This window comes from Pseudomonas sp. OV226 (assembly GCF_003148705.1).
In the GTDB taxonomy this organism is placed as follows: Bacteria; Pseudomonadota; Gammaproteobacteria; order Pseudomonadales; family Pseudomonadaceae; genus Aquipseudomonas.
In genome coordinates this window covers 110,869-136,754 of record NZ_QGGS01000008.1, presented here as the reverse complement: position 1 = coordinate 136,754, position 25,886 = coordinate 110,869, and the positions used below count along the sequence as shown (strand labels likewise).

26 protein-coding genes are annotated in these 25,886 nt (G+C 58.3%); 14 read left to right on the top strand and 12 right to left on the bottom strand.

Annotated elements, in window-relative coordinates; genetic code table 11:
• Nucleotides 1-5: 5 nt before the first annotated feature.
• Together C7534_RS15790 and ypfJ are read right to left on the bottom strand one after the other, a co-directional pair.
• Nucleotides 6-965, bottom strand: a complete 960-nt coding sequence (locus tag C7534_RS15790) for a hypothetical protein (RefSeq protein ID WP_046028656.1) — start codon at nucleotides 963-965, stop codon at nucleotides 6-8.
• The gene (ypfJ, locus tag C7534_RS15785) at nucleotides 966-1,862 is read right to left on the bottom strand and encodes a KPN_02809 family neutral zinc metallopeptidase (protein WP_077431227.1); all 897 of its coding nucleotides are present in this window, start codon (nucleotides 1,860-1,862) and stop codon (nucleotides 966-968) included.
• Nucleotides 1,863-2,113: 251 nt separating this feature from the next.
• Here ypfJ and C7534_RS15780 point away from each other — a divergent pair, with 251 nt between their 5' ends.
• Nucleotides 2,114-2,890, top strand: a complete 777-nt coding sequence (locus tag C7534_RS15780; protein WP_077431228.1) for an IclR family transcriptional regulator — start codon at nucleotides 2,114-2,116, stop codon at nucleotides 2,888-2,890.
• 212 nt (nucleotides 2,891-3,102) lie between these two features.
• A complete protein-coding gene (locus C7534_RS15775; RefSeq protein ID WP_046028645.1) occupies nucleotides 3,103-3,981 on the top strand; it encodes a DMT family transporter in 879 nt (292 codons plus the stop codon).
• A 129-nt stretch (nucleotides 3,982-4,110) separates the two neighbouring features.
• Here C7534_RS15775 and C7534_RS15770 read toward each other — a convergent pair whose 3' ends face one another.
• A complete protein-coding gene (locus C7534_RS15770; RefSeq protein ID WP_109786323.1) occupies nucleotides 4,111-5,448 on the bottom strand; it encodes an MFS transporter in 1,338 nt (445 codons plus the stop codon).
• Nucleotides 5,449-5,856: 408 nt separating this feature from the next.
• On the opposite strand from C7534_RS15770, the gene quiC reads away from it, so the two are divergent.
• Together quiC and C7534_RS15760 are read left to right on the top strand one after the other, a co-directional pair.
• The gene (gene quiC / locus C7534_RS15765; RefSeq protein ID WP_077431229.1) at nucleotides 5,857-7,758 is read left to right on the top strand and encodes a 3-dehydroshikimate dehydratase QuiC; all 1,902 of its coding nucleotides are present in this window, start codon (nucleotides 5,857-5,859) and stop codon (nucleotides 7,756-7,758) included.
• 102 nt (nucleotides 7,759-7,860) lie between these two features.
• Nucleotides 7,861-8,538, top strand: coding sequence for a TetR/AcrR family transcriptional regulator (locus C7534_RS15760; RefSeq protein WP_109786322.1), 678 nt, complete (start codon nucleotides 7,861-7,863; stop codon nucleotides 8,536-8,538).
• A 25-nt stretch (nucleotides 8,539-8,563) separates the two neighbouring features.
• On the opposite strand, the gene C7534_RS15755 is transcribed toward C7534_RS15760, so the two are convergent.
• The 3 genes from C7534_RS15755 to C7534_RS15745 form a co-directional block, all read right to left on the bottom strand.
• Entirely contained in the window at nucleotides 8,564-9,418 is an 855-nt protein-coding gene (locus C7534_RS15755) for a shikimate dehydrogenase (protein ID WP_046028866.1), read from the bottom strand.
• A 5-nt stretch (nucleotides 9,419-9,423) separates the two neighbouring features.
• A complete protein-coding gene (gene aroQ, locus C7534_RS15750) occupies nucleotides 9,424-9,864 on the bottom strand; it encodes a type II 3-dehydroquinate dehydratase (protein WP_046028638.1) in 441 nt (146 codons plus the stop codon).
• A gap of 139 nt (nucleotides 9,865-10,003) precedes the next feature.
• Nucleotides 10,004-10,915, bottom strand: a complete 912-nt coding sequence (locus C7534_RS15745) for a LysR family transcriptional regulator (RefSeq protein ID WP_109786321.1) — start codon at nucleotides 10,913-10,915, stop codon at nucleotides 10,004-10,006.
• Nucleotides 10,916-11,031: 116 nt separating this feature from the next.
• Here C7534_RS15745 and C7534_RS15740 point away from each other — a divergent pair, with 116 nt between their 5' ends.
• From C7534_RS15740 to C7534_RS15730, 3 genes are all read left to right on the top strand, one after another.
• Nucleotides 11,032-11,232: a tautomerase family protein gene (locus C7534_RS15740; RefSeq protein WP_109786320.1), complete on the top strand. Its 201-nt coding sequence runs from the start codon at nucleotides 11,032-11,034 to the stop codon at nucleotides 11,230-11,232.
• 215 nt (nucleotides 11,233-11,447) lie between these two features.
• The gene (locus tag C7534_RS15735) at nucleotides 11,448-11,876 is read left to right on the top strand and encodes a DUF4160 domain-containing protein (protein WP_109786319.1); all 429 of its coding nucleotides are present in this window, start codon (nucleotides 11,448-11,450) and stop codon (nucleotides 11,874-11,876) included.
• Complete coding sequence (locus tag C7534_RS15730) at nucleotides 11,873-12,319, top strand: DUF2442 domain-containing protein (RefSeq protein ID WP_046028627.1); 447 nt, start codon at nucleotides 11,873-11,875, stop codon at nucleotides 12,317-12,319. The genes C7534_RS15735 and C7534_RS15730 overlap by 4 nt, the downstream gene beginning before the upstream one ends.
• 51 nt (nucleotides 12,320-12,370) lie before the next feature.
• On the opposite strand, the gene trmA is transcribed toward C7534_RS15730, so the two are convergent.
• A complete protein-coding gene (gene trmA / locus C7534_RS15725) occupies nucleotides 12,371-13,450 on the bottom strand; it encodes a tRNA (uridine(54)-C5)-methyltransferase TrmA (protein ID WP_046028626.1) in 1,080 nt (359 codons plus the stop codon).
• Nucleotides 13,447-14,742, bottom strand: a complete 1,296-nt coding sequence (locus tag C7534_RS15720; protein WP_046028625.1) for an NCS2 family permease — start codon at nucleotides 14,740-14,742, stop codon at nucleotides 13,447-13,449. Before C7534_RS15720 ends, trmA begins: the two co-directional genes overlap by 4 nt.
• Before the next feature lie 214 nt (nucleotides 14,743-14,956).
• On the opposite strand from C7534_RS15720, the gene C7534_RS15715 reads away from it, so the two are divergent.
• On the top strand, nucleotides 14,957-15,412 hold the full coding sequence (locus C7534_RS15715; protein WP_408981007.1) for a DUF4879 domain-containing protein: 456 nt from the start codon (nucleotides 14,957-14,959) through the stop codon (nucleotides 15,410-15,412).
• Nucleotides 15,413-15,479: 67 nt separating this feature from the next.
• On the top strand, nucleotides 15,480-16,031 hold the full coding sequence (locus C7534_RS15710; protein ID WP_109786318.1) for a DJ-1 family glyoxalase III: 552 nt from the start codon (nucleotides 15,480-15,482) through the stop codon (nucleotides 16,029-16,031).
• Between the two features lie 4 nt (nucleotides 16,032-16,035).
• Here the strand turns inward: C7534_RS15710 and C7534_RS15705 are convergent, their stop codons facing one another.
• Entirely contained in the window at nucleotides 16,036-17,274 is a 1,239-nt protein-coding gene (locus C7534_RS15705; protein WP_046028617.1) for an MFS transporter, read from the bottom strand.
• A 396-nt stretch (nucleotides 17,275-17,670) separates the two neighbouring features.
• On the opposite strand from C7534_RS15705, the gene C7534_RS15700 reads away from it, so the two are divergent.
• From C7534_RS15700 to C7534_RS15690, 3 genes are all read left to right on the top strand, one after another.
• Nucleotides 17,671-19,110: a cytochrome ubiquinol oxidase subunit I gene (locus tag C7534_RS15700; RefSeq protein WP_109786317.1), complete on the top strand. Its 1,440-nt coding sequence runs from the start codon at nucleotides 17,671-17,673 to the stop codon at nucleotides 19,108-19,110.
• 3 nt (nucleotides 19,111-19,113) lie between these two features.
• A complete protein-coding gene (gene cydB / locus C7534_RS15695) occupies nucleotides 19,114-20,121 on the top strand; it encodes a cytochrome d ubiquinol oxidase subunit II (RefSeq protein ID WP_109786316.1) in 1,008 nt (335 codons plus the stop codon).
• A gap of 82 nt (nucleotides 20,122-20,203) precedes the next feature.
• Nucleotides 20,204-20,371 (top strand): DUF2474 domain-containing protein, encoded by a 168-nt coding sequence (locus C7534_RS15690; protein WP_077431231.1) that lies wholly within the window; start codon nucleotides 20,204-20,206, stop codon nucleotides 20,369-20,371.
• Between the two features lie 70 nt (nucleotides 20,372-20,441).
• Here the strand turns inward: C7534_RS15690 and C7534_RS15685 are convergent, their stop codons facing one another.
• Complete coding sequence (locus C7534_RS15685) at nucleotides 20,442-21,566, bottom strand: methyltransferase (RefSeq protein WP_109786315.1); 1,125 nt, start codon at nucleotides 21,564-21,566, stop codon at nucleotides 20,442-20,444.
• A 179-nt stretch (nucleotides 21,567-21,745) separates the two neighbouring features.
• Nucleotides 21,746-22,456 (bottom strand): autoinducer binding domain-containing protein, encoded by a 711-nt coding sequence (locus C7534_RS15680; protein ID WP_109786314.1) that lies wholly within the window; start codon nucleotides 22,454-22,456, stop codon nucleotides 21,746-21,748.
• Between the two features lie 355 nt (nucleotides 22,457-22,811).
• On the opposite strand from C7534_RS15680, the gene C7534_RS15675 reads away from it, so the two are divergent.
• Nucleotides 22,812-23,588, top strand: a complete 777-nt coding sequence (locus C7534_RS15675) for a ferredoxin--NADP reductase (protein ID WP_046028606.1) — start codon at nucleotides 22,812-22,814, stop codon at nucleotides 23,586-23,588.
• Nucleotides 23,589-23,634: 46 nt separating this feature from the next.
• Here C7534_RS15675 and mscL read toward each other — a convergent pair whose 3' ends face one another.
• Nucleotides 23,635-24,048, bottom strand: coding sequence for a large-conductance mechanosensitive channel protein MscL (gene mscL / locus C7534_RS15670; protein ID WP_077431233.1), 414 nt, complete (start codon nucleotides 24,046-24,048; stop codon nucleotides 23,635-23,637).
• 285 nt (nucleotides 24,049-24,333) lie between these two features.
• Here mscL and katB point away from each other — a divergent pair, with 285 nt between their 5' ends.
• Entirely contained in the window at nucleotides 24,334-25,875 is a 1,542-nt protein-coding gene (gene katB, locus C7534_RS15665; RefSeq protein WP_109786313.1) for a catalase KatB, read from the top strand.
• Nucleotides 25,876-25,886: the final 11 nt, after the last annotated feature.

Below are 25,886 nucleotides of genomic sequence, written 5' to 3'. Positions count from 1 at the left end.
TACACTCACTGCCCAAACAACGCCTTGATCCCCTCCGGCGAAGTCAACATTTCATCCCCGTTATGCCCGACGCCTGGCACTTCAACCAGTCGCTGGTTCACTCCGCGCGGATTGCGACGCAGCAGATAATCAAAGTAAAAGTGCCCACGAGCCAGGCGATTCGCGCCTTGGGCCTCTGCTTCACACCCCTTGTCCAGTGCAGGCTGTTGCGGGTCGATGTCTTGCTGCCCGAGCAGATAAGTCACGTCACGTTTGACGTAATTGCCTTCAATCTGCGGTGACGTTTGCCCACTGCCATAGAGGGGTAAATCTGTCAGACCATACTTCCAGCGATTGAACCCCGGACAGTTCGCGTGGTTGAACACCACGGGCCGACGCTCATCGAAATACGCGTACGAGGAAGGGTTGGCGACAACATAGCGAACCTTAATGCCTGCGGCCGTCAGCTCCGGTTGCTCGTGAGCGAGCAATGCATAACGCTGGACGACCTGGGCGCCACCGGAATGTCCGGCGATGACGATCTCTTTCAAGTCCGGAAACTGCTGGCGATCACTGACCCTCGCGATGATTTGATCCAGCGCCGCATAGGAACTTACCGCAAAGGGCGCGGTGGACATCCCGCCCGCCATCCAGTCATTGCCCTGCCAGCGCAACACAGTGTCTGCCACGGGATGCAGTGCTACGTCGGTTTCATTGAGAAATTGCGGGGCGATCACCAGCGTGGATGCACTTTGGCCCGCCCACTCTGCCGCTTGCTCGGCGCTTTGCCGATAGGTTTCTGCGTTGCGCAAGCGACCATGGAGGATGATCAGCACACGTTCGATTTTCGCCGGAGCCGGGCCGATGCCCACCGCCATCTCGCCTTCTTTGAGCAACAGCCGACCGGGGCTTACTGCCTTGACCGCATGCTCGGCGGCCTGGGTTGTTGCACAGGTAAACAGTAGAGCTAACAGCCACTTATTCATTTACAAATTTTTCGCCGCAAAGGTATCGCACTGGCCCACCTGGCCTTGCGCAAATCCGGTTTTGAACCAGCGCACCCTTTGCGCTGATGTGCCATGGGTAAACGAGTCCGGCACCACGCGACCCTGACCTTGCTGCTGCAAGCGGTCGTCGCCGATGGCGTTGGCGGCGTTCAAGGCTTCTTCGATGTCGCCCGGTTCCAGCCAGTTCAGACGTTTCTGCGCATTGTTGGCCCACACCCCGGCCAGGCAATCCGCTTGCAGTTCCTGGCGCACGAGCAAGCCGCCATCGCCTTCCATTTGCCGGCCTTGGGCACGGGCTGCCTGAATTTTCGCTGAAACGCCGAGCAAGGTCTGAACGTGATGTCCGACTTCGTGAGCAATCACGTAGGCCTGCGCGAAGTCACCGGCGGCGGAAAAGCGTTGCGACATTTCCTGGAAGAACGCCATGTCCAGGTAGACCTTCTGGTCCGCCGGGCAATAGAACGGGCCGGTTGCCGACGTCGCCAGACCGCAGGCGGAGTTGACGCGATTGCTGAACAGCACCAGCGTCGGGTCCTTATATTGCCGACCTGCCTGCTGGAAAATCTGACCCCACGTGTCTTCGGTGTCACCGAGGATCGAGCGGACGAATTCGGCGCCCTCATCGTTTGCCGGTGGCGCCTTGCGGGTCTGGTTAGTGGCTGGCGCCGATTGCTCGCTCATTTGACCCGTGAGTTGTCCGAGGATCTGTAGCGGATCCTGGCCCGTGATCCAGCCGATGCCGACAATCAGAATGATCGCGGTCAGGCTCAAGCCCTTGCCGCCACCGAAACGCATTCCACCCCCACCGCCACCGCCGGCATCATCGCCACGGGCATCGACCACGTTGTCGCTGCGTCGGCCTTTTTTCCATAGCATGTGGGAATCCTCTGATTGTCCGTGGGGGTGAGTGTTGCTGGTGTGAGGGAGCGGCGCCAGTCCGATCGTCCGGGTTTCGGCTATTCCCGGCGTTCGCCTGCAGTATTCCAGACTTGTATGAACGTGGACTCCCCATCGAATTCCGTCAGGTGCCGGGTTTTTATCGAATGAACCTGGCGATCGACGAGTTCCAGATTTCGCATTACCGGGTTCATCTTCTAGAATCAGGCAAATTGTGTGTGGAACCTCCCATGGCCGGCAGTCAGATCGAACGTGTTTTCAGCGTGCTGGAAAGCCTTACCAGTGACCCGCGCGGACTGCCGATGCAGACCCTGGCGGAACAACTGGACATCCCGAAAAGCGCGACCCATCGCTTGCTCGCCGAGCTGATTCGGTTGGGCTATGTGCGACAGAATCCAGAGAACCTGCGCTATCACCTGACCACTAAATTGATCGCGATGGGGTTTCGTTATCTCTCGGGCAGCGGCGCCGATATCGTGCAGCCAGTGCTGGATCGCCTCGCGCAGGAGACCGGTGAACTGGTGCGCCTGGGCGTCATTGAAGGCGAGCGGCAGATCTGGATCGCCAAGTCGCAAGGTGCCCGGTCCGGCCTGCGTTACGACCCGGACATGGGCCGCGATGCGCCGTTGTTCTACACCGCATCGGGCCACGCCTGGCTGGCGTGCATGAGCGATGCCGAGGCGTTGTCGCTGGTAGAACGCCAGGGGGGGGAGCGGCCCAAAGACCTGGGGCCGAATGCGCCGCGTTCCAACATTGAACTGCTGGAGCGCTTGCGTCTGGCGCGTGAGCAGGGTTATGCCTGGGTTGAAGAGAGTTCGGCGGTGGGCACCTCGGCGATTGCTGCCGTGGTGCGCCATCCGAGCGAGGGGCGGGTGATGGGGGTGCTGAGCATCGCCGGGCCGAGCGCACGTATGCCGGGTGCTCGGTTGCATGAGTTGGCGCCGCTGTTGTTGAGGTATACCGAGGAGTTGTCGGCGGCGAGCCTTGCTTCAGAGTTGTTCAGCTGATTCGAACACACCACCCATCCACTGTGGGAGCGAGCTTACTCGCGATGGCGGAGTGTCAGTCGACATCAATGTTGAATGATGAATGGCTATCGCGAGCAAGCCCGCTCCCACAGTGAAACCGTGCGATGTTCGAACACTTTCGGCCTATGCTTGTATTGGAATCTGGAACCAGGTTCTAAATTATTGGAATTCGCCAGGCACAAGGGAACCCCATGACCGTCAGCACTCCGCTCTCCGGCGTAAACCAGCCCTTCAAAGGGATTTTGCTGATCGTCGTCGCCACGTTCCTCTTCTCCAGTCACGACGCCCTGTCCAAATACCTCTCCGGTTTCTATCCGATCGTCATGGTGGTTTGGGCGCGCTATGTGGTTCACACCTTGTTGATGGCGGGGATTTTCCTGCCGCAATCCGGATTGCGCGTACTGCGAACCAAGCGGCCATGGCTGCAAGTGATGCGGGCGTTGTGCCTGTTGGGCACCAGTCTGTTTTTCACCACCGGTTTGCAATACATCCCGTTGGCCGAAGCCACGGCGGTCAACTTTCTTGCGCCGGTATTGGTCACCGCGCTGTCGGTGCCGTTGCTGAAGGAACACGTCACCCGCGGCCAATGGATCGCGGTAATTTGTGGATTTAGCGGCGTGTTGATCATCGTCCACCCCGGCGGTGATCTGTTCACGCCAGCGGTGCTGCTGCCGCTCTGCTCGGCGCTGTTCTTCTGCTTCTATCAATTGCTCACCCGCAAGCTCAGCAACATCGACAGCCCGACCACCAGCAACTTCTTCGCCGGCCTGTGCAACACCCTGGTGATGAGCGCGCTGGTGCCGTTCTTCTGGCAAGTGCCGAGCCTAGGGCATGGCTTGATGATGGTCGCGTTGGGCGCGTGCGGGATGACGGCTCACTTGTTCCTGACCCAGGCGTTTCGCTACGCTGCGCCGGCGTTGCTGGCGCCGTTCGGTTATTGCCAGATTGTGTTTGCCGGTCTGCTGGGCTGGCTGCTGTTTGCCCACACACCGACCCTGACTACGGTGATCGGGATCGCGGTGATTTGCTGCAGCGGATTGGCGGCGGCGTGGCAACAGAGTCGCCGATAAACAGCTATCGATGAACGACCTGTGGGGGCGAGCCTGCTCGCGAAGGCGTCAAGTCAGTCAACGTTAATGTTGAATGACAGAACGCTTTCGCGAGCAGGCTCGCTCCCACAGGGATTGTGATTAGCTTTTTTATTTGGTGACGGCAGGAATCTTGCGCGGCGCCATGAAGTACATCCAGGTCAGCGCGATGAAGTACATCGCCGGGATCAGGGTGAACAACACGGTGTAGTTATTGTTGGTGACGGTCAGGATATGGCCGACCAACTGCGTCATGAACATCCCGCCGATGGCTGCGCACATGCCGCCAAAACCAAACACCGTGCTCATCATGTGCTTGGGCGTGTAGTCCATCACCAGGCTCCAGATGTTTGCAGTCCAGGCCTGATGAGCACCGATGGCCAGGGAGATGGCGGCCACTGCGACCCACAGATTGCTGGCGCCGGCCGCCATGACCACGCCGACGATGCAGCAGGCGAACAGGAACATGGACATCAACCGCGCCTTGATCGGGTTGATACCGCGACCGATCAGGAACGAGGAGAGGATCCCGCCGCCGACGCTGCCGAAGTCAGCGGTCAGGTAAATGATGATCAGCGGAATGCCCATCTGGGTCACGTTGATCCCCAGGTTGTATTGCTGATTGAGGAACGGCGGCAGCCAGTACAGGTAGAACCAGAACACCGGCGCGGTCATCGAGTAGGCGAGGGCGAAGGCCCAGGTGCCACGCATGCGCAGGATTTTCGAGAACGGCACGCGGGCTTGTTCCGGCTCGACTTCTTTCTGGATGTAGTCCAGTTCCGACTGTTTGACGCTCGGGTGATCTTCCGGGTTGAAGTACTTCAAGCCCCAGAACAGCAACCAGATCCCGCCCAGTGCCGACATGCACAGGAACGCGGCTTGCCAGCCCCAGACATGCAGGATCAGCGGCAGCAACATCGGGGTGAACATCGCACCGACGTTGGTCCCGGCGTTGAAGATGCCGGTGGCCACGGCGCGTTCACCGGCCGGGAACCACAGGCGGGTGGTTTTCACGCAGGCGGGGTAGTTGGCGGCTTCGGTCAAACCAAGGATGAAACGGCAGACCATGAAGCCGACGGCTGAAGTGGCCAGGCCGTGGGCACCGGTGGCGACGCTCCAGAGCAGCACCGCGCAGAAGAACACGCGCTTGACACCGACCCGGTCGATCAAGCGGCCCTGCAACACGAAACCGATGGCGTAACCGACCTGGAACCAGAAGTTGATGTTGGCGTAGTCCATCGCCGTCCAGCTCATTTCCTTGGCGAGGATGGGCTGCATGACGCCCAGGGCGGCGCGGTCGATGTAGTTCAGGGTTGTCGCGAAGAACACCAGCGCCAGCATGCCCCAACGGGTTTTGCCGACCGCCATGGCGCCGCGGATTTTGTCGCCGATGCCGCCGGCAGTGACGCTCATGGCCGGAGCCATGCGTGAGCTTTGGGAAGGAATCATGTAGGCCACCGATTGTTTTTATGTGGTGTTCTGGGTCTTTTGTAACCGAGTCCGATGTTTCATGACCGGGCTCAATGTGGAGTTGATGTTGCGCAGTGGACAAAAAATCGTCAATTCGCCAAAGGCCATTGTGTTCGATAATCGCACGCAAAACTAACCGGATAGTACACTTTGAATTGCTGTTCGATTCTGCCAGGCCAATAATTCCCCTCAAGTTAAACGCGGACCCTGTAGCAGCTGGCGAAGCCTGCGTTCGGCTGCGAAGCAGTCGCATGCGGTTTATCTGTAAGACCGCATCGCCCGATTTCACGACTGCTGCGCAGCCGAACGCAGGCTTCGCCAGCTGCTACATAAAGCGAAGCGTGCGATATCGATAACAAGAGTGTCTCCACCACCGGGAGTCGAAATATGCAGCGTTCCATTGCCACCGTTTCCTTGAGCGGTACCCTGCCGGAAAAGCTCGAAGCCATTGCCGCCGCCGGTTTTGACGGAGTGGAGATTTTCGAGAATGACCTTCTTTACTACGACGGTAGCCCACGGGAAATCAAACAGATGTGCGCCGATCTCGGGATCGCGATCACACTGTTTCAACCCTTCCGGGATTTCGAAGGCTGCCGCCGTGACCGCCTGTCACGCAACCTCGAGCGGGCCGAGCGCAAATTCGACTTGATGCAGGAGCTGGGCACTGACCTGGTGCTGGTGTGCAGTAACGCCTCGGCTGATTCGGTCGGTGATGAACAGATCCTGGTCGACGATTTGCGCCTGCTGGCCGAACGTGCTGGCGCGCGTGGTCTGCGAATCGGTTACGAAGCCCTGGCCTGGGGCCGGCATGTGAACACTTATCAACAGGTGTGGAACATCGTTCGCCAGGCGGATCACCCTAGCCTCGGCGTCTTGCTGGACAGCTTTCACACGCTGTCGCTCAAGGGCGATCCGAGCGCCATCGCCGAAATTCCGGGCGACAAGATTTTCTTCGTGCAAATGGCCGATGCACCCATCCTGGCCATGGACGTGTTGGAGTGGAGCCGGCATTTCCGCTGCTTCCCTGGCCAGGGTGAATTCGACCTGCCGGGCTTTCTTGCGCCGATCATCCAGAGCGGTTACACCGGGCCGCTGTCACTGGAAATCTTCAACGATGGTTTCCGTGCCGCGCCGCCTCGGGCCAATGCCGCCGACGGTTTGCGTTCGCTGCTGTACCTGGAGGAGAAAACCCGTCAGCGTCTGGAGCAGCAAACCAAGCCCTCGGCCAACCTCGACATTTTGTTCGAGACGCCAAAGGCCAGCGAATACAACGGCATCGAGTTTCTCGAGTTTGCAGTGGACGAAAGCCTCGGTGCCAAGCTCTCGCATTGGCTGGAACGGTTGGGTTTCGTCAAGGCCGGGCAGCATCGCTCCAAGAGCGTTAGCCTGCTGCGTCAGGGCGATATCAACCTGGTCCTCAACTCCGAACCGTATTCGTTTGCCCATAGTTTTTTCGAAGCCCATGGCCCGTCGTTGTGCGCGACGGCCGTGCGGGTCAAGGACAGCGCCAGTGCGCTGGCCCGGGCGGTGGCCTACAAAGGTCAGCCGTATCGCGGGCTGGTGGGCCCCAACGAATTGGAACTGGCGGCGGTTCGAGCCCCGGATGGCAGCCTGATCTATCTGGTGGATCAAGACGCCGATGTCTATGGCACCGATTTCCATCTGTTCCCCGACGCCGTGGCCAGCGGCGGCCTCAAGCGTATCGACCATATGGCCATGGCATTGCCGGCCGACAGCCTCGACAGTTGGGTGCTGTTTTATAAGAGCCTGCTGGACTTTGAAGCTGACGATGAAGTGGTGCTGCCCGACCCGTACGGCCTGGTAAAAAGCCGTGCGCTGCGCAGCCGCGACAGTTCGATCCGTTTGCCGCTGAACATTTCCGAGAACCGCAACACCGCCATCTCACACGCGCTGTCGAGTTATCGCGGCTCCGGTGTGCATCACATCGCGTTCGATTGCGACGATATCTTTGCGCAAGTCAGCCGGGCCAAGGAGGCGGGGGTGCCGTTGCTGGACATCCCGCTCAATTACTACGATGACCTCGCCGCACGGTTTGATTTCGATGACGAGTTCCTCAGCGAACTGGCGTATTACAACGTTTTGTACGACCGCGATGCTCAGGGCGGCGAACTGTTTCATGTGTACACCGAGCCGTTTGAAGGGCGGTTCTTCTTTGAAATCATTCAACGCAAGAACGGCTACGCGGGGTACGGCGCAGCGAACGTGGCGGTGCGACTGGCGGCGATGGCCAAATCTCGCAGCGGTGCGATCCGTCAGGCCAAGTTGTAGGAAAATCGTAAGCGCCGATACAAACCGCTGCCACGCGGCTTCCTTCACTGTGCGCAGCGGCCCATAATCGCCAGCCTGTGCAGTGATGGCCGTGAGCCCGTAATGACAATGACTTCAGAACGCTCCGCAGTGCCCGACGATGTGATCGTCGAGCCGCGCAAGGGCCGCAAAAACAACCCGGAAAAAACCCGCGAAAACATCCTTCAAGAGGCGATTGTCGAGTTCGTCCAGCAGGGGCTTTCCGGTGCTCGCGTCGATGCAATCGCCGAGCGCATTCACACCTCCAAGCGCATGATCTACTACTACTTCGGCAGCAAGGAGCAGCTGTACGTTGAGGTGCTGGAAAAACTCTACGGAGACATTCGCAGCACCGAAAACCGCTTGCACCTGACCGAACTGGCGCCGTTCGAGGCGATCCGGCGCCTGGTGGAGTTCACCTTCGATCACCATGATCGCAATGTCGATTTCGTGCGCATTGTGAGCATCGAGAACATTCACAATGCCGAGTATGTGAAGCGCTCCGATGCGATCAAGGCGATGAACAACACGATCCTCGATTCACTGGGCGAAATTTTGCGTCGTGGCGCCGAAGAAGGTCTATTCCGCGCAGGGCTCGTGCCGCTGGATGTGCATTTGCTGATCAGTTCGTTCTGCTTCTATCGCGTGTCGAACCGCCATACCTTTGGTGAGATTTTTCAGATCGACCTGCCGGACGACGCCATCAAGCAGCGTCATCGCGAGATGATTTGTGAGTCGGTGTTGCGCTATCTGCAGGCCTGACCTTGTGTGAGGGGGTTATCCCCCTTCAACCCTTCATGCTCTGAAAGTGCGCCAGCATTCGCTGCGCATCCGGCACTACGTTGCTGAACAATTCAAATGCCTTCACGGCCTGAAACACTGCCATGTTGCCGCCATCCAGGGTCCGGCAACCGAGGGCTCGGGCGTTGCGCAGCAGTTCGGTTTCCAGCGGAAAGTACACGATCTCGGCCACCCACAATTCGGCGCGAAGCAACTCCGCCGGCACGGGCATGCCCGGGAGTTTTTTCATGCCCATGGGCGTGGTGTTCACCAAGCCGTCAGCCAGGCCCAAAGTGCTCGGCAAATCATGCCCGGCCACCGCGCGACCGGCCCCGAAATGTTGATTGAGGTTGTCCGCCAAGGCCTGCGCGCGGCTGATCTCCACATCGAAAATGCTCAGCAGCTGTACACCTTCGCTCAATAGCGCGTGGGCCACCGCCGCGCCTGCACCGCCGGCACCCATTTGTACGACACGCTCACGGGCAACGTCCTTCAAGCCACGGCGAAAACCCTCGGCGAAACCCAGGCAATCAGTGTTGTGGCCGATGCGTTTGCCATCTTTCAAGACCACGGTATTCACCGCGCCAATGCCGCGGGCTTCTGGCGACAGTTCGTCGAGCAGCGGGATGATCGTCTGTTTGCACGGGAAGGTGATGTTGAGCCCGGTGAAATTCATCCGTTCGGCCGCCAACAGCAAATCGGGCAGGGCGCTGCTGTCGAGCTTCAACTGATCCAGATCGATCAAACGGTAGAGATAACGCATGCCCTGCGCGTCGCCTTCATGCTCGTGCAGTGCCGGTGTGCGGGAGGCTTGAATCCCGGCGCCGATCAGCCCGGCCAGTACGCTGTTGTGCTGAGTCATCGCGTTCACCCCTTCAATTTCAGACTGAAATGTTCCAGTGCCAGGCGATAGCCGTGGCTGCCGAAACCGGCCATGACCGCGGTGGCGATGGCCGAGACGAACGAGTGATGCCGGAACGACTCGCGGGCGTGGACGTTCGACAGGTGAACTTCGATCACCGGCAGTTCGCTGGCAACGAGAGCGTCGCGGATCGCCACCGAGGTGTGAGTCCAGGCGGCCGGGTTGATCACAATCCCGGCGCAACGCCCACGAGCGGCGTGAATCCAGTCGAGCAATTCGCCTTCGTGGTTGGTCTGGCGAAATTCCACGACCAAGCCGAACTCTTCGGCGGCGCGGCCGCACAGCGCCGAGATATCCGCCAGGGTTTCGTGGCCATAAGTTGCCGGTTCACGGGTGCCGAGCAGGTTCAGGTTCGGGCCGTTGAGCACCAGAACGATAGGGGGCATGGGAAGTCTCCACTTATTATTTTTGGAATCGGCTGGTGTCATCAGCCTGTGGAGATAAATTGTACTAGCTGGTTAATTTGGTCAATTAAAGAGGCGGGTTGGTCGTGTTTTGTGTGCGGTGATCGGACAGTGGCGACGATCAGCGCGGCAGATGTTCGACCAGAAAGTCGATAAACGCCCTCAACCGAAGCGGCATGTGCCGGCTTTGCGGATACAGCAACGTGAACGGCCGCGAACGCCTGCCGAAAGGCTTGAGCACCTCCACCAGAGAGCCATCGGCCAATTCGTTTTCGACGATAAACCGGTACGTCTGAAACATTCCCGCCCCATGTCTGGCCAGGGTAACGCCACCCAGCACATCGTCCGAGCAACTGAAACTGCCCTCGGCCAAAATCTCTCGCGGCACGCCATTGTCATTGAACAACCAGGCAATTCGCCGACCGCTGCTGGGCAATTCGTATTGAATGCATTCGTGTTGCGCCAACTCATCCAGCGTTTGTGGAACGCCAGCGCGCTTGAGGTACTCGGGACTGGCAATCATCACCAGTTCGGCGTCTTCCAGATGACGGGCGATCAAGCCGGAATCGGGGATGGCCCGCACGCGAATCGCCATGTCATAGCCTTCGCCGACGAAGTCGATGTTGCGATTGCTGATGTGCGACTCGACCTTTACATCGGGAAAGCGCGCCCGAAATTCCGGCAGCAACGGCAGAATTCTGTGGTGCGCATAGGTCGTTGGAATGCTGATACGCAACGTGCCGGACGGTTGCTGCTGTTGGCCCATGACCTCGCGCTGAGCCTCGATCAATTGCGCCAGCGCCTGACGACATTCTTCGTAATAACGGCGGCCGCTGTCAGTCAACTTCACGCTGCGGGTGGTGCGCGCGAATAAGCGCACGCCCAGGCGTTCTTCCATGCGCGACACCGAACGGCTGACGGCGGCCGGCGTCACACCTGCCACCAGCGCGGCGGCGGTAAAGCTCCCGGCTTCCGCTGCGAGGCAAAACAGTTCGATGCTGCCCAACTGAAGATCATCGAAGACTCGCTGCATGATTGATTACACCGGGGATCAAATGAGGACTGAATGCCGACACTGTAGATGAAATCACCGCCGCAGTGCTTTACTGGCGTTTCATCCAGATTTGATTACCGGACAGGAGCAGCATCATGCCTTTCGTCAGCGTGCGTATTACCGGTGAAGGCGTTACCCGTGAGCAGAAAGCCCAGGTCATCGCTGAAATTACCGAAACCCTGCAGCGTGTCCTCGGCAAGCCTCCGGAAGTGACCCATATCGTGATCGAAGAGGTGGATACCGATAACTGGGGGCATGCGGGGCTGACCGTTACCGAGCATAGAAAGCAGTCGTAATGATGGGGTGCAACTCAAGACAGCCGTCCTCGTGACGGCTTTTTTGTGGGTGTGGTGAAAGGATTGCTTACTATTTGGGGCGGCAATCGACAAGTCGAAAAGCTCTCGGAAGCTAGTCTCAATCCTGAATTGTTCATCAAGCAATCAGCGCCAGTTATCGGGTTCTTCAAGGAGTGGAGAATCTTTGCAATCTATAACCTAACGGATGGGTTAGCATGAACGTATGCCGCTACAAAGGCTTGTCATTGGTCATCATGCTGCGCGACGAACATTGTCCGCCTCATGTCCATGTAGATGCAGGAACATGGGGCGCACGCTTCAAATTCAGTTTCTGGCACAACGGCGTCGAACTCTGGGATGTCGTTCCTCTTTCACAGCGGCCACCTTCAGCGGTACTGGAAGGATTACGACAGGCGCTTCGGCAGCCTGCGCATTTACGGAGAGCTCGTGGCATCTGGTGGAGCAGACTGCATACAGCGTGCCTGGACAATCAGTTGTGGGATTGGGAGGGCAATGAAGTGGTCGTGATGAAACGAATCGCCAGCACGACATACATGATTGGCTCGGCCTGTTACGAGCCTGAGGCGAACAAGACTCTGTTGGCCCTGGTGGGGGCTGCGGAGGGAGTGGAAATTGAATTATGAAAACGATAAAGGCGAAAAACCAGGCGGATAGCCCCGTCACTGAAGCTGCACTGGAGCAGGCGCTTCAGCGAGGCGAGTTGAGTCGTCGTAGCGGATTGAATGCGACTGCAGTGGCTTGGTCAGGACATTGCCTGGTCATCAGCTTTGAGGACGGCAGCGGCGTGCTCCTTCCGGTGAAGAGTTACCCGGAATTTGATGGCTTTGACGCTGGAGAATTCGCTGATTTGAAGGTTGGCTTTTCGGGAACCGCTTTGTGCCATGAAGGCAGGGATTTACAGGTCTCCATTGCCGGGTTGATTTCGGCGAGCAAGTCGCTGATGGACATGGCCTCTTCAGTCGTCGCCTCACGCAATGGTCGTCAGAGTAGCGCTGCCAAAAGCGAGGCTGCACGGGCCAATGGCAAAAAGGGCGGTCGTCCGCGCAAGGTCGACGCGGCTCTTTGATCCGCCCACAAAAAAGCCGTCGTGATGACGGCTTGTTTGTATCGGCTGCAATCAACGACGGGTCAACAACACCCCGGATTCCATGTGATGGGTCCACGGGAACTGATCGAACATTGCGCACTGAGTGATGCGGTGCGTGTCGTGCAACTGGGCGATGTTCGCCGCCAGGGTTTCCGGGTTGCAGGAAATGTAGAGGATATTGTCGAAGCGTCGAGTCAACTCGCAGGTGTCCGGGTCCATGCCGGCGCGGGGCGGGTCGACGAATACGCTGCCGAACTCATAGCTCTTGAGGTCGATGCCATGCAAGCGACGGAAAGGGCGGACTTCGTTCAGCGCTTCAGTCAGCTCTTCGGCAGACAAACGCACCAGCGTGACGTTATCCACCGCGTTTTCGCTGAGGTTGCTCAACGCCGCGTTGACCGAGGTCTTGCTGATTTCGGTGGCCAGTACTTTGCGTACACGGGTCGCGAGCGGCAGGGTGAAGTTGCCGTTGCCGCAATAGAGCTCCAGCAAATCGTCCGCGCGGTCGCCCAGTGCGTCGTAAGCCCAGTTGAGCATCTTCTGATTGACGGTGCCGTTGGGCTGGGTGAACGCACCTTCCGGTTGGCGGTAGCTGAAGGTACGACCGCCGACTTCCAGTTTCTCGACCACATAATCGTGACCGATCACTTCGCGCTTGCCCTTGGAGCGGCCGATGATGCTGACGTTCAGGTCGGCGGCCAGTTTCGTTGCCGCCGCATGCCAGTGTTCGTCCAGCGGACGGTGATAGCACAGGGTGATCATCGCATCGCCGGCCAGGGTAGTCAGGAACTCCACCTGGAACAGCTTATGGCTCAGGGGCGCACTGGCTATCCAGGCCGCCTTCAGCTGGGGCATCAATTCATTGATGCGCAGGCTGGCAATCGGGAATTCTTCGATCAGGATCGGCGTGCGCTTGTCTTCCTGGGAAAACATCGCGTAGTGCCGCTCACCGCCTTCACGCCACAGGCGGAATTCGGCGCGCAGGCGGAAGTTTTGCAGCGGCGAGTCGAAGACGGCCGGTTCAGGTGCATCGAACGGGGCCAGCAGGTCACGCAGGCGCGTGACCTTTTCTTCGAGCTGAACGGCGTAGGCCTGGGAATCAAAAGTCATGCGTTGAACCAACCCAGCTTGATCACGAACAGAATCGACAGGATCACCAGCGCCGGGTTCAGTTCACGGCCGCGACCGGACATCAACTTGATGGCGGTCCACGAGATGAAACCGAAGGCGATGCCGTTGGCGATGGAATAAGTGAACGGCATGGCCAGCGCAGTGATCACCACCGGTGCGGCAACGGTAATGTCGTCCCAGTCTATTTCGGCCAGGCCGGAGGTCATCAATACGGCGACGAACAGCAGTGCCGGTGCCGTGGCAAACGCCGGAACGCTGGCCGCCAGTGGCGAGAAGAACAGCGCCAGCAGAAACAGAATCGCGACCACGACGGCCGTCAGGCCGGTGCGGCCACCGGCACTCACGCCGGCTGCGGATTCGATGTAGCTGGTCGTGGTCGAGGTGCCCAGCAGCGAACCGGCCATGGCCGCGGTGCTGTCGGCGATCAGGGCGCGACCCATTTTCGGCATGTGGCCGTCCTTGCCCATCAGGCCGGCACGCTTGGCAACGCCGATCAGGGTGCCGGAGTTGTCGAACAGGTCGACGAACAGGAAGGCAAAAATCACGCTGACCAGACCGATGTCCAGTGCGCCTTTGATGTCCAGTTGCATGAAGGTCGGGGCCAGCGACGGTGGCATCGACATTACGCCGCCGAACGGGGTGAAGCCCATTACGATCGAAACGATGGTGACCACCAGAATGCCGATCAGTACTGCGCCGCGCACGGCCAGGGCTTCAAGGGCAACGATCAGGGCAAAACCCAGGGTCGCAAGGATCGGGGCGGGTTGTTTCAGGTCACCGAGGCCGACCATGGTCGCCGGGTTGCTGACCACGATACCTGCGTTATGCAGGGCGATCAGTGCCAGGAACAGGCCGATACCAGCGGCAATCGCCGAGCGCAGCGGCAGCGGGATGCTATTGATGATCCATTCACGGATGCGGAAGATCGACAGCAGGAAGAAGCACACCGCCGAAATAAACACCGCACCCAGCGCCACTTGCCAGGTGTGGCCCATGTGCAGGACCACGGTGTAGGTGAAGAAGGCGTTCAAGCCCATGCCCGGCGCGAGCGCAATCGGGTAGTTGGCGATCAGGCCCATGATCGTGGAGCCAATGGCGGCGGCCAGACAGGTAGCGACGAACACCGCGCCCTTGTCCATGCCGGTCTCGCCGAGGATGCTCGGGTTGACGAATAGAATGTAGGCCATGGCCAAGAAAGTCGTGACGCCCGCCAGAATCTCGGTCCGCACGTTGGTGTTGTGAGCCTTGAGTTGAAACAGCCTTTCCAGCATGTCTGCTCCCCGTGGCGCGCCGGGCGCCGTGAATGTATCGACCTCAACAGCAAAGCACAGACCGCTGAACGCGCCTGGGAAATTACTGTGGGCCGGAAAAAGCCGCGCATCATACCAGCAGCGTGGGGTTATGGCTGCTTATGGCTGTGATCGTCGTCGATGTTTTGCCGTCAAGCGAAGTGAGCCATACTGCGCGCCGGTTTTGGGGGTCACTATGTATTGCATGAAAACGCGTGTAATCGCTGTCATTGGTGTCATGGCTGCCTTGCTCTTGGGAGCACAAAGCGCCTTGGCCGCAATGGCGCCACCGTTGAGCCAGTTGAAGGTGCTCAAGGTCGAATCACCCGGTTGTGGCTTTGAAGACATCGCCGAGGGGCAGGATCAGACGCGCTGCGACCACAGCGGGCCGAACATCAAAGTCTACGTGCTGGAAATCGGCTACGGACGAGAGGCCCATGTCGCATTGGACGGGTTTGAAGTGAACGGCACTCGCACGCCGGTCTGCGCTTTTGATACCGGTAATCTGACCGAGTGCACCGTGGGGCGAAAAACCGTCGGCTATCTGTACATTCTGGATCTGGCCGGCAAGCAGGACGGCGTCTTCACCTTTAGCAATACCTCGATCAACGCGCCGGGCAATACGATGTCGACACAGCTCTACATCAAATAACGGCCGCAAGTAACGGCTGCGCCCGAAAGCTGACTACGCTTTAAAGATCACCCTGTGGACTGTCCCCATGACCTTTAGAGCTTTGATTACCCTCGCCGAGGGCATCGATGACCTGCAAACAGTGACCCTCGTCGATGTGCTGCGCCGCGCCAAGGTTGAAGTGGTAGTGGCGAGCATCGAGGGGCGGCGCATGCTCACCTGCGCCCGTGGCACCCGGCTGACGGCCGATGCCATGCTCGTGGACTTGCTGGCCCAGCCGTTCGACCTCATCGCCTTGCCCGGCGGCGCCGTGGGCGCGCAACACTTGGCGGCGCACCAACCCCTGCAACAATTGATCAAGGATCATGCCGCCGCCGGACGCCTGTTCGCGGGCATCGCCGAAGCCCCGGCGGTCGCGTTGCAACAATTTGGCGTATTGCGCCAGCGACGCATGACCTGCCTGCCGTCGGCCAGCCATCAATTGTCAGGTTGCAACTTCGTCGATCAACCAGTGGTGGTCGACGGCAACTGCATAACCGCCCAGGGTTCCGGGGCCGCGCTGGCATTTGCCTTGACGCTGGTGGAACAACTCTGCGGCAAAGCCACGCGAACGGCGGTGGCGGGGGAGTTGTTGGTTTAGAGGTTCAGACCTTCACTTCTTCCACCGGCACATGCATGCGGTCACGGTTGGCCAAGGTCGGGAACAGTTTCACCCACGTCCCGGTCACCACCAGCGTGCCGATCCCGCCCATGACCACCGCCGGCACGGTGCCGAACCAGTGGGCGGTCAGGCCGGATTCGAACTCGCCCAGCTGGTTCGAAGCGCCGATGAACAAACCGTTGACGGCGCTGACCCGGCCGCGCATTTCGTCCGGTGTTTCCAATTGCACGAACGAGGCGCGGATCACCATGCTGATCATGTCTGCCGCGCCCAGCACCACCAGCACCGCGAGTGAGAACCAGAACGAAGTCGAGAGACCGAACGCGATGGTGGCCACGCCGAACACCCCGACAGCCGTGAACATCACGCGTCCGACGTTGCGTTCCACCGCAAATCGCGCCAGGAACAGCGACATCAACAGCGCTCCGACTGCCGGCGCGGAACGCAGCAGGCCTAGCCCCCACGGGCCGGTCAGCAGGATGTCTTTGGCGAACACCGGCAGCAATGCTGTGGCGCCACCGAGCAAGACCGCAAACAGATCCAGAGAAATCGCCCCGAGAATGTCCGGGCGACTGCGAATGAAGCGGATGCCCGCCAGCAGCGAGTCCAGGGTTGCCTTGCCCTTGTTCAATGGCGTTTGCCGGGCCGGCAGGTTGAGCATCAGCACGCACGCAATGATGTAGAGGATCACCGTCGGGCCATACACCCAGACGCTGCCGAAGGCATAGAGCAACCCCCCGAGCGCCGGGGCGACGATGGTGGCGGACTGCTGCGCCGATTGTGCGGCGGCCACCGCGCGAGGAAACAGCGCACTGGGCACGATGCTCGGCAACAGGGCTTGAGTGGTGGGCATTTCGAAAGATCGCGCGGCACCCAGCAGAAACGCGAGGATGAAGATCATTTCCCGGGTGACATGATCGGTCGCGCTGCCAATGGCCAGGGACAAGGCGATCAGCGCTTGCAAGGACTGACAGATCGCAGCGACTTTGCGCCGGTCATAGCGGTCGGCGACATGCCCGGTGTGCAGCATGAACAGCACGCGCGGTGCGAACTCCACCAAGCCGACCAAGCCCAGGTCGAGCACGTTGCCGGTCAGTTGGTAGAGGTTCCAGCCAATGGCCACGGTGAGCATCTGAAAACCACTGGCGGTAAACACCCGGGCCAGCCAGAACGCAAGGAAAGGGCGATGATGACGTAACAGCAAGGGCGCTTGGCTGGGCATCTGGAGGCAAATCTGGAGAGTGGAGCGGCGAGATTATCACCAAGCTGTAACAGGAAGTTGCCACGAGCGAAAAAATCGTTAGCCAGACATCGATTTCATTCACCTTTGGCTATCTATGACCATGGAATGTATTTCAGCCCGTGACCAATACCATGAGGCAACTTGTCACGCGGCAAAAGACCACGCGGTTCATCAACAGAATTGGGACTACTCTTTCAACGTTGATTGACCCAGATCAAAACTCCCCAGGGAATTGATCCGGCGGCCAGCCAGAATGCCTGCGTTGCGATGCTTGTAAAAAAAAGAACGAATTTGAATTCGCCGCACTCCATACCCGTGGGAACCGTGGATGCAGGCTTCCAGCCAGCAGCCGTATTACCTGACAGAGGATGACTTATGTTCGGTTTAGAGGCACTTGATCTCGCCCGAATTCAGTTCGCGTTTACCATCTCGTTTCACATTCTGTTCCCGGCCATCACGATCGGCCTGGCGAGTTACCTGGCGGTGCTCGAAGGCCTGTGGCTGAAAACCCATAACGATACCTACCGCGACCTGTATCACTTCTGGTCGAAGATCTTTGCCGTCAACTTCGGCATGGGCGTGGTCTCCGGGCTGGTCATGGCGTATCAGTTCGGCACCAATTGGAGTCGCTTCTCGGACTTCGCCGGTTCGGTGACCGGGCCATTGCTGACGTACGAAGTCCTGACGGCTTTCTTCCTCGAAGCGGGTTTCCTTGGGGTCATGTTGTTTGGCTGGAACAAGGTCGGACGCAAACTGCACTTCTTCGCCACGGTCATGGTGGCCATCGGCACGCTGATCTCGACGTTCTGGATTTTGGCATCCAACAGCTGGATGCAAACGCCGCAAGGTTTCGAAATCGTTAATGGCCAGGTGATTCCAACCGACTGGCTGGCGGTGATTTTCAACCCCTCGTTCCCCTATCGCCTGATGCACATGGCGACCGCAGCGTTTGTGGCCACGGCGTTTTTCGTCGGCTCCTCGGCGGCCTGGCATTTGCTGCGCGGCAAGGACAACCCGGCGATCCGCACCATGCTCTCGATGGCCATGTGGATGGCCTTGATCGTGGCGCCGATTCAAGCCGTCATCGGTGATTTCCACGGCCTCAATACGCTCAAGCATCAACCGGCGAAAATCGCTGCGATTGAAGGCCACTGGGAAAACAAGGGTGATGAGCCGACCCCACTGATCCTGTTCGGCTGGCCGGACATGAAAGAAGAAAGAACCAAATTTGCCGTCGAGATTCCGTACCTGGGCAGCCTGATTCTTACTCACTCGCTGGACAAGCAGGTGCCGGCGCTCAAGGAGTTCCCGCCTGAAGACCGGCCGAATTCGACGATTGTGTTCTGGTCGTTCCGGATCATGGTCGGCTTGGGCATGCTGATGATCTTCACCGGTTTGTGGAGCCTGTGGCTGCGCAAACGCGACAAGCTTTACACCTCGCGACCGTTCCTTTACCTGGCGTTGTGGATGGGCCCGTCCGGTCTGATCGCCATCCTCGCGGGTTGGTTTACCACGGAAATCGGCCGCCAGCCTTGGGTGGTTTACGGTCTGATGCGCACGGCGGATGCCTCCTCCAACCATAGCTTCGTGCAGATGAGCATCACGTTGATTCTGTTCGTCGTGGTCTATTTCGCGCTGTTCGGTGCCGGCCTGGGCTACATGATGCGTCTGGTGCGCAAAGGGCCGAAGATCGACGAAGGCAAGGAAACCAACGACGGTGGTCCTGGCCAGAAACGCACGCCGGCACGTCCCCTGTCTGCCGCTGACGACAGCGTTGAAAGCGACCACAGCCACAGCCTGACCAAGGAGATTTGAGTCATGGGTATTGATCTTCCGCTGATCTGGGCCGTGATCATCATCTTCGGCATCATGATGTACGTGGTGATGGACGGCTTCGACCTGGGCATCGGGATTCTCTTCCCGTTCATCCCGGGCAAGACCGACCGCGACGTCATGATGAACACCGTTGCACCGGTGTGGGACGGAAACGAAACCTGGCTGGTACTGGGCGGCGCGGCATTGTTTGGCGCCTTCCCGCTGGCGTATTCGGTGGTGCTTTCGGCGTTGTACCTGCCGCTGATCCTGATGCTGATCGGGTTGATTTTCCGTGGTGTGGCCTTTGAATTTCGCTTCAAGGCCAGGGACGACAAACGCCATCTCTGGGACAAGGCATTTATCGGTGGGTCCGTCACCGCGACCTTCTTCCAGGGCGTGGCGTTGGGGGCTTTCATTGATGGGTTGCCGGTGGTCAATCGCCAGTTTGCCGGTGGTTCGCTGGACTGGCTGACACCGTTCACCCTGTTTTGCGGTGTGGCGCTCGTGGTGGCTTATGCGCTACTCGGCTGCACCTGGCTGATCATGAAGACCGAAGGCAAGCTGCAAGAGCAAATGCACGACCTGGCACGGCCGCTGGCTTTCGTGGTGTTGGCGGTGATCGGTATCGTCAGCATCTGGACACCCTTGGCCCACGCCGAAATCGCCGCTCGCTGGTTCACGTTGCCCAACCTGTTCTGGTTTATGCCTGTGCCGATTCTGGTGCTGGTGACCATGTACGGTTTGATCCGCGCCGTCGCCCGCAATGCGCACTACACGCCATTCCTGCTGACGCTGGTGCTGATCTTCCTCGGCTACAGTGGTTTGGGCATCAGCCTGTGGCCGAACATCGTGCCTCCGTCGATCTCGATCTGGGACGCCGCCGCACCCCCGCAAAGCCAAGGCTTCATGCTGGTGGGCACGTTATTCATCATCCCGTTCATCCTGGGCTACACCTTCTGGAGCTACTACGTGTTCCGCGGCAAGGTGACCCACGAAGACGGTTATCACTAGCACTGTGGGCGAGCTTGCTCCGGGCGGCGTTCCGACGATGGCGCCCTCACCGGCGCCATCGACCTGACTGAGGATCGATGCAATGAACGGCAAACATTCCCTGCACGACATTGAAGAAGCCGAAAAAAAGCCGCTGTGGCAGCGGCTTGGATGGCTGGCCCTGATCTGGGTCGGTAGCGTCGCAGCCCTGTTTATTGTGGCGAGCCTGATGCGCATGTTCATGAATGCTGCGGGGCTGACCACACACTGAAGATCCCATCCCGTTGCCTTGGAGGCACGGACTTGCAACCCTCCCGCGTGGAGGGTTTTTTTGCCCGCGCTTATTTGCGGGCTTTGAGAATCACGAATTTTGGGGTGGCGGCCACTTGCTCGACGCCACGGAACAGTCGGGCGAGCTTGCTGTGGTAACCCAGGTGGCGGTTGCCGACGATGTACAGCGCGCCACCGACCACCAGCGCTTCACGGGCTTGCTGGAACATGCGCCAGGCGAGGAAGTCGCCGATGACTTGTTGCTGGTGGAAGGGCGGATTGCACAGCACTACGTCCAGGGATTGCGGTTCTTGCCCCGCCAGGCCATCGCCTGCCCGCACTACGACCGCTCTGTCACCCAGCGCCGCGTGCCAGTTTTCGGCGGCCGATTGCACCGCCATGAACGACTCGTCCACCAACGTGTACTGCGCCTCAGGGTTTTGCAGCGCACTGGCAATGGCCAACACGCCATTACCACACCCGAGGTCGGCCACTCGCGAGGTGCCAAGGTTTTTCGGCAAGTGCGGCAGAAAGGCCCGCGTGCCGATGTCCAGGCCTTCGCGGCAGAACACATTGGCATGGTTGAGCAGCTCAATGGCCGGGTCATCGAGTTGGTAGCGCGAAGGGTAGGGGGACACGGCAGGCGCTTTTGCTTCAGGTGTGGCGATCAATAGCCGGGCCTTTTTCACCGCCAGGGAGGCTTGCACCGGGCCGATGTAGCGTTCCAGCAGATCACCGGCAGCACGTGGCAGATGCTTGATCATCGCCGCCGCAATCACCTGCGCGCCCGGCGCCAGTTGGCTTTGCAGGCGAATCAATTGTTCCTCCAGCAACGCCAGGGTTTTCGGTACGCGGATCAATACCCGGTCAAACGGGCCACTGAGCACTTCGCTGGCAGGCACATGGGGCACCGCGTCAAACGCCTGGCCGTTACGGATCAGGTTTTTCTCCAGTCCCTGAAAGGCCAGGAATGAGTCGCCGCTGCTGATGACCCGGACCTTGCCCGCGAGGCTGGCAGCCAGCGCGCCAAAACTGTCGTTGAGCACCAATACCCGAGTCTCGGCCGTGGGGTGTTGTTCGGCCAGATGGTTGAGCAGGTATTCGTCAGCCGCATCGAAAGCTTGCAGCGGTTCGTTCTGCTGCTCTGGCTGACGGATCAGATCGAGTTGGGCGAAGGGCGTTTCGAGCAGGGGCATGAGGCGGGGCTCTGGGTAGTCAACGGGTGTGGTGTCCCGCTGCCGAAGGCGTTGTAGCGGGCGGGACCGTCCGAGTGCACATCGACGAGATGTTAAACACGTCATCACTCAGGGGGGACCGCAAATGGTACTTTTTTTTCGGTTGGATTACTCGCGGGTTTTCCATGAACCGGGTGGATTCAGATGGCGCCCGTCCTCACCGCCTTTATCACCGCTGCAATCTTGTTGTTCACGCCAAACTTCTGGATCGCGCTGCGCACATGGAAATTGATGGTGCGTTCGCTGATGCTGAGAATTCTGGAGCATTCATAGGCGGTCTTGCCGTCGGCCGACAATTTCAGGATTTCGACTTCACGCGTCGACAAATGAGGTGTGCAGGCTGCCGGCAGGCGATGCCGCAGTTTTTGAGCCGCGAGATCATGCATATGGTGGTTGATGAAAATGACGTAACCCAGATGTCCATACAGTTCCTCGGCAGTGATCGGGGTGCTGCTTCTGGCCAGGCTAAACATACTGCGCAGACCGCTACCGTCGTGTAACGATTGTGACCAGCCATACTGCAAGCCTTGTTTTTTTTGCGCCTGTCTCAACTGAGGAGCCTTTGAAAAGACCTCATCCTCCCAAAGAATTGGCAGCTCTGATTGATTGCAATGAGCTAGTATTGGATCTATGTCACCAAAATGTTCATGTTCATACTTCGTGTTCCAATCGGGCGGATAATTGTTAAAACTTACCGTGTCGCAATTAAGTCCATCCGCGGAGGATGTAATTGAAAAAGCACAGAAATTGAAGCCAAGACACTGGATCAGATCGAGTGAGATTTCATAGGCGGATTTAATTTCCTTGGCGTCGTATATCTGTCGTAACTGCGACTCCTTCCACATTTTCATTGCGGTAACTCCATGCGAACATCTTGGGGGTGCATGTTTGGATCCGAGATCCAGCACGTGCCGAGTGTAGGAGTAATCCTACATAAGTGCTGCAATTTTTTGCTCTTGAAAACTATCGGAAGTGCATATCTGGTTCTTAGCTTTGGGAGGCGCAGATAAAACTATCTAGCATGGTGGATGTAATTCTATTTATTGTTTTTTGTACAAGTTTTTGTATGTCATATACGATGTATAAGCAGTTGTACAACTCAGTGCGACTAACAGCGGATCTCATTTCTAAAGACACTACAAATTATCAGTGTTTACATCATCTGCTTTGCGCGACACTGGCGGTATCAGTTCAATGGAGCGACCCATGACCGCCAGTGCCGAAAAGTTCACTCGCCAAACCTTGCTCGACGTCCAGCCGTTGACCCCGAATCTCTTTACCCTGCGGGTTACCCGGGATCCGGGCTTTCGTTTCAGGGCGGGGCAGTTTGCCCGGCTAGGCGTTACCAAGGCGGATGGCGGTACGGTCTGGCGTGCCTATTCGATGGTGTCCTCACCGTATGACGAGTTTCTCGAGTTCTTCTCCATTGTGGTGCCAGGCGGGGAGTTCACCAGCGAGCTGAGTCGCCTGGACGTTGGCGATACCTTACTGGTCGACCGCCAGGCCTTTGGTTATTTGACCCCTGACCGCTTTGTCGATGGGCGTGACCTCTGGTTGTTATCCACAGGCACCGGCATTGCTCCGTTTCTGTCGATCCTGCAGGACTTCGAAGTGTGGGAGAAATTCGAGCGCATTCTCCTCGTCTATAGCGTACGCGAAGCCCGGGAACTGGCTTATCAGGCGCTGATCGCCGAGTTGGGGCAACGCGATTATCTGGCCGAATACGCCCACAAGTTGCAGTTCATCGCCACCGTCACTCGCGAGCAACACCCTGGCGCCCTGAATGGACGGATCACTACGCTGATCGAAAATGGCGAGTTGGAACGGGCAGCAGGCGTGGCGCTGACGGCCGAGCATTCGCGGGTCATGTTGTGTGGTAATCCGCAGATGATCGATGACACGCGTAAATTGCTCAAACAGCGTGACATGCACTTGAGCCTCAGTCGACGACCCGGCCAAGTGGCAGTGGAAAACTTCTGGTAAAAAAAACGGCGCCCCAAAGGCGCCGTTTCTTGTTGCAGCCAGCCTGTCAGGGCCGATTGTTCTGGGCTTTGAGAAGGTCGCGGATTTCGCTCAACAACTCTTCTTCCTTGCTCGGAACCGGCGGCAGTGTCGGGGCGGCGGCCTCTTCGCGCTTCAGTTGGTTGATCGCTTTGATCCCCATGAAAATCGCGAGCGCGACAATGACGAAGTCAATCATGCTCTGGATAAATTTGCCGTAGGCCATCACCACGGCCGGGGCGTTGCCTTCGGCGGCCTTAAGCGTAATGGCCAGATCACTGAAGTCGACCCCGCCGATCAACAGGCCAATGGGCGGCATGACCACGTCACCGACAAACGACGTAACGATCTTGCCGAAGGCCGCGCCGACGATGATACCGACCGCCATGTCGATCACATTACCTTTGACCGCGAAGGCCTTGAACTCACTTATCACGCCCATAGGTTATTTCCTTGTTACAGATGAGGTTGGTGAACGCAGTGTAAATCAGCAAAACGACTCGTGCTCGAAACACCTAATTACAATGCTCGATGTAATTGACCTGTTTGCCGGCAATTAAAAGGCAAAGTGCCAGCAATCGCGCGCAAAATACGCGTTAAGTAACTGATTGGCGACATAAAATTCTGAATCGTCACGTTGCGATATTTCTATTTAAGTTTTACCGCTTCGGTCCCTAGCCTCTGGTCCACGCACTGGGAGTGCGTCTTGAAAACAGAGGAACCTGATATGACTTCGACCATCGGCCTGGGGACTTTTTCCCATCGGCGTACCTTTGGCGTTTTAACCGCCACTCTACTGTCCTTCTCCGTCCATGCTGCAACACTGACCCGCGATAACGGTGCTGCCGTGGGGGATAACCAGAACTCACAAACCGCGGGTGCCACTGGCCCGGTGCTGTTGCAGGACGTGCAACTGATCCAGAAGCTGCAGCGCTTTGACCGTGAGCGCATTCCTGAGCGTGTGGTGCATGCTCGTGGCACCGGGGCCCATGGCACGTTCACCGTGACCAATGACCTGAGCGACCTGACCAAGGCGAAAGTGTTTGCTGGTGGCCAGAGCACACCGGTGTTCGTGCGTTTCTCCGCCGTTGTTCATGGCAACCATTCGCCGGAAACCCTGCGCGACCCTCGCGGTTTCGCCACCAAGTTCTACACCGCCGACGGCAACTGGGACCTGGTGGGCAACAATTTTCCGACCTTCTTCATCCGTGACGCGATCAAGTTTCCAGACATGGTCCATGCGTTTAAACCAGACCCTCGCACCAACCTCGACGATGATTCGCGGCGTTTCGACTTCTTCTCCCATGTCCCGGAAGCCACTCGCACCCTGACCGAGTTGTATTCCAACTCTGGTACTCCCGCCAGTTATCGGGAAATGGATGGCAACGGTGTGCACGCCTACAAGTTAGTTAACGCCAAAGGCGATGTGCACTACGTGAAGTTTCACTGGAAGAGTTTGCAGGGGATTAATAATCTCGATCCAAAGTCCGTGACAGAAGTTCAAGGTAAAGATTACAGTCATATGACAAATGACTTGGTTGCGCATATTAACAAGGGCGACTTTCCGAAGTGGGACTTGTACGTTCAGGTTGTAAAATCACAAGATCTGTACAAGTTTGATTTCGATCCATTGGACGCGACCAAGATCTGGCCGGGAGTTCCTGAGCGAAAAGTTGGACAAATGGTCTTGAATCGTAATCCTTCGAATGTCTTCCAGGAAACCGAACAAGTTGCCATGGCCCCCGCCAATCTTGTTCCCGGTATCGAGCCTTCGGAAGATCGCTTATTGCAAGGGCGAGTGTTTTCCTACGCCGATACGCAACTCTATCGTCTGGGCGCCAATGCGCTGCAGTTGCCGATCAATGCGCCAAAAGTTGCCGTGAATAACGGTAATCAGGACGGCGCGATGAACATCGGTCAAAGCAGTACAGGCGTGAATTATCAGCCGAGTCGTCTAATGCCCCGCGAAGAACCGCAAGCCGCGCGCTACAGCCAATCGGCGCTGACGGGCAGCACCCAGCAGGCGAAGATCCAGCGCGAGCAAAACTTCAAGCAGGCTGGTGATCTGTATCGCTCCTTCAGCAAAAAAGAGCGAAATGACCTGATCGAGAGTTTTGGCGGTTCGCTCGCGACAACCGATGACGAGAGCAAGCACATCATCCTGTCGTTCCTCTACAAGGCCGACCCGGAATACGGGACGGGCGTGACCAAGGTGGCCAAGGGTGACCTGAGCCGGGTCAAGGCGCTGGCGGCCAACCTGGTCGACTGACCGCGTTTGCC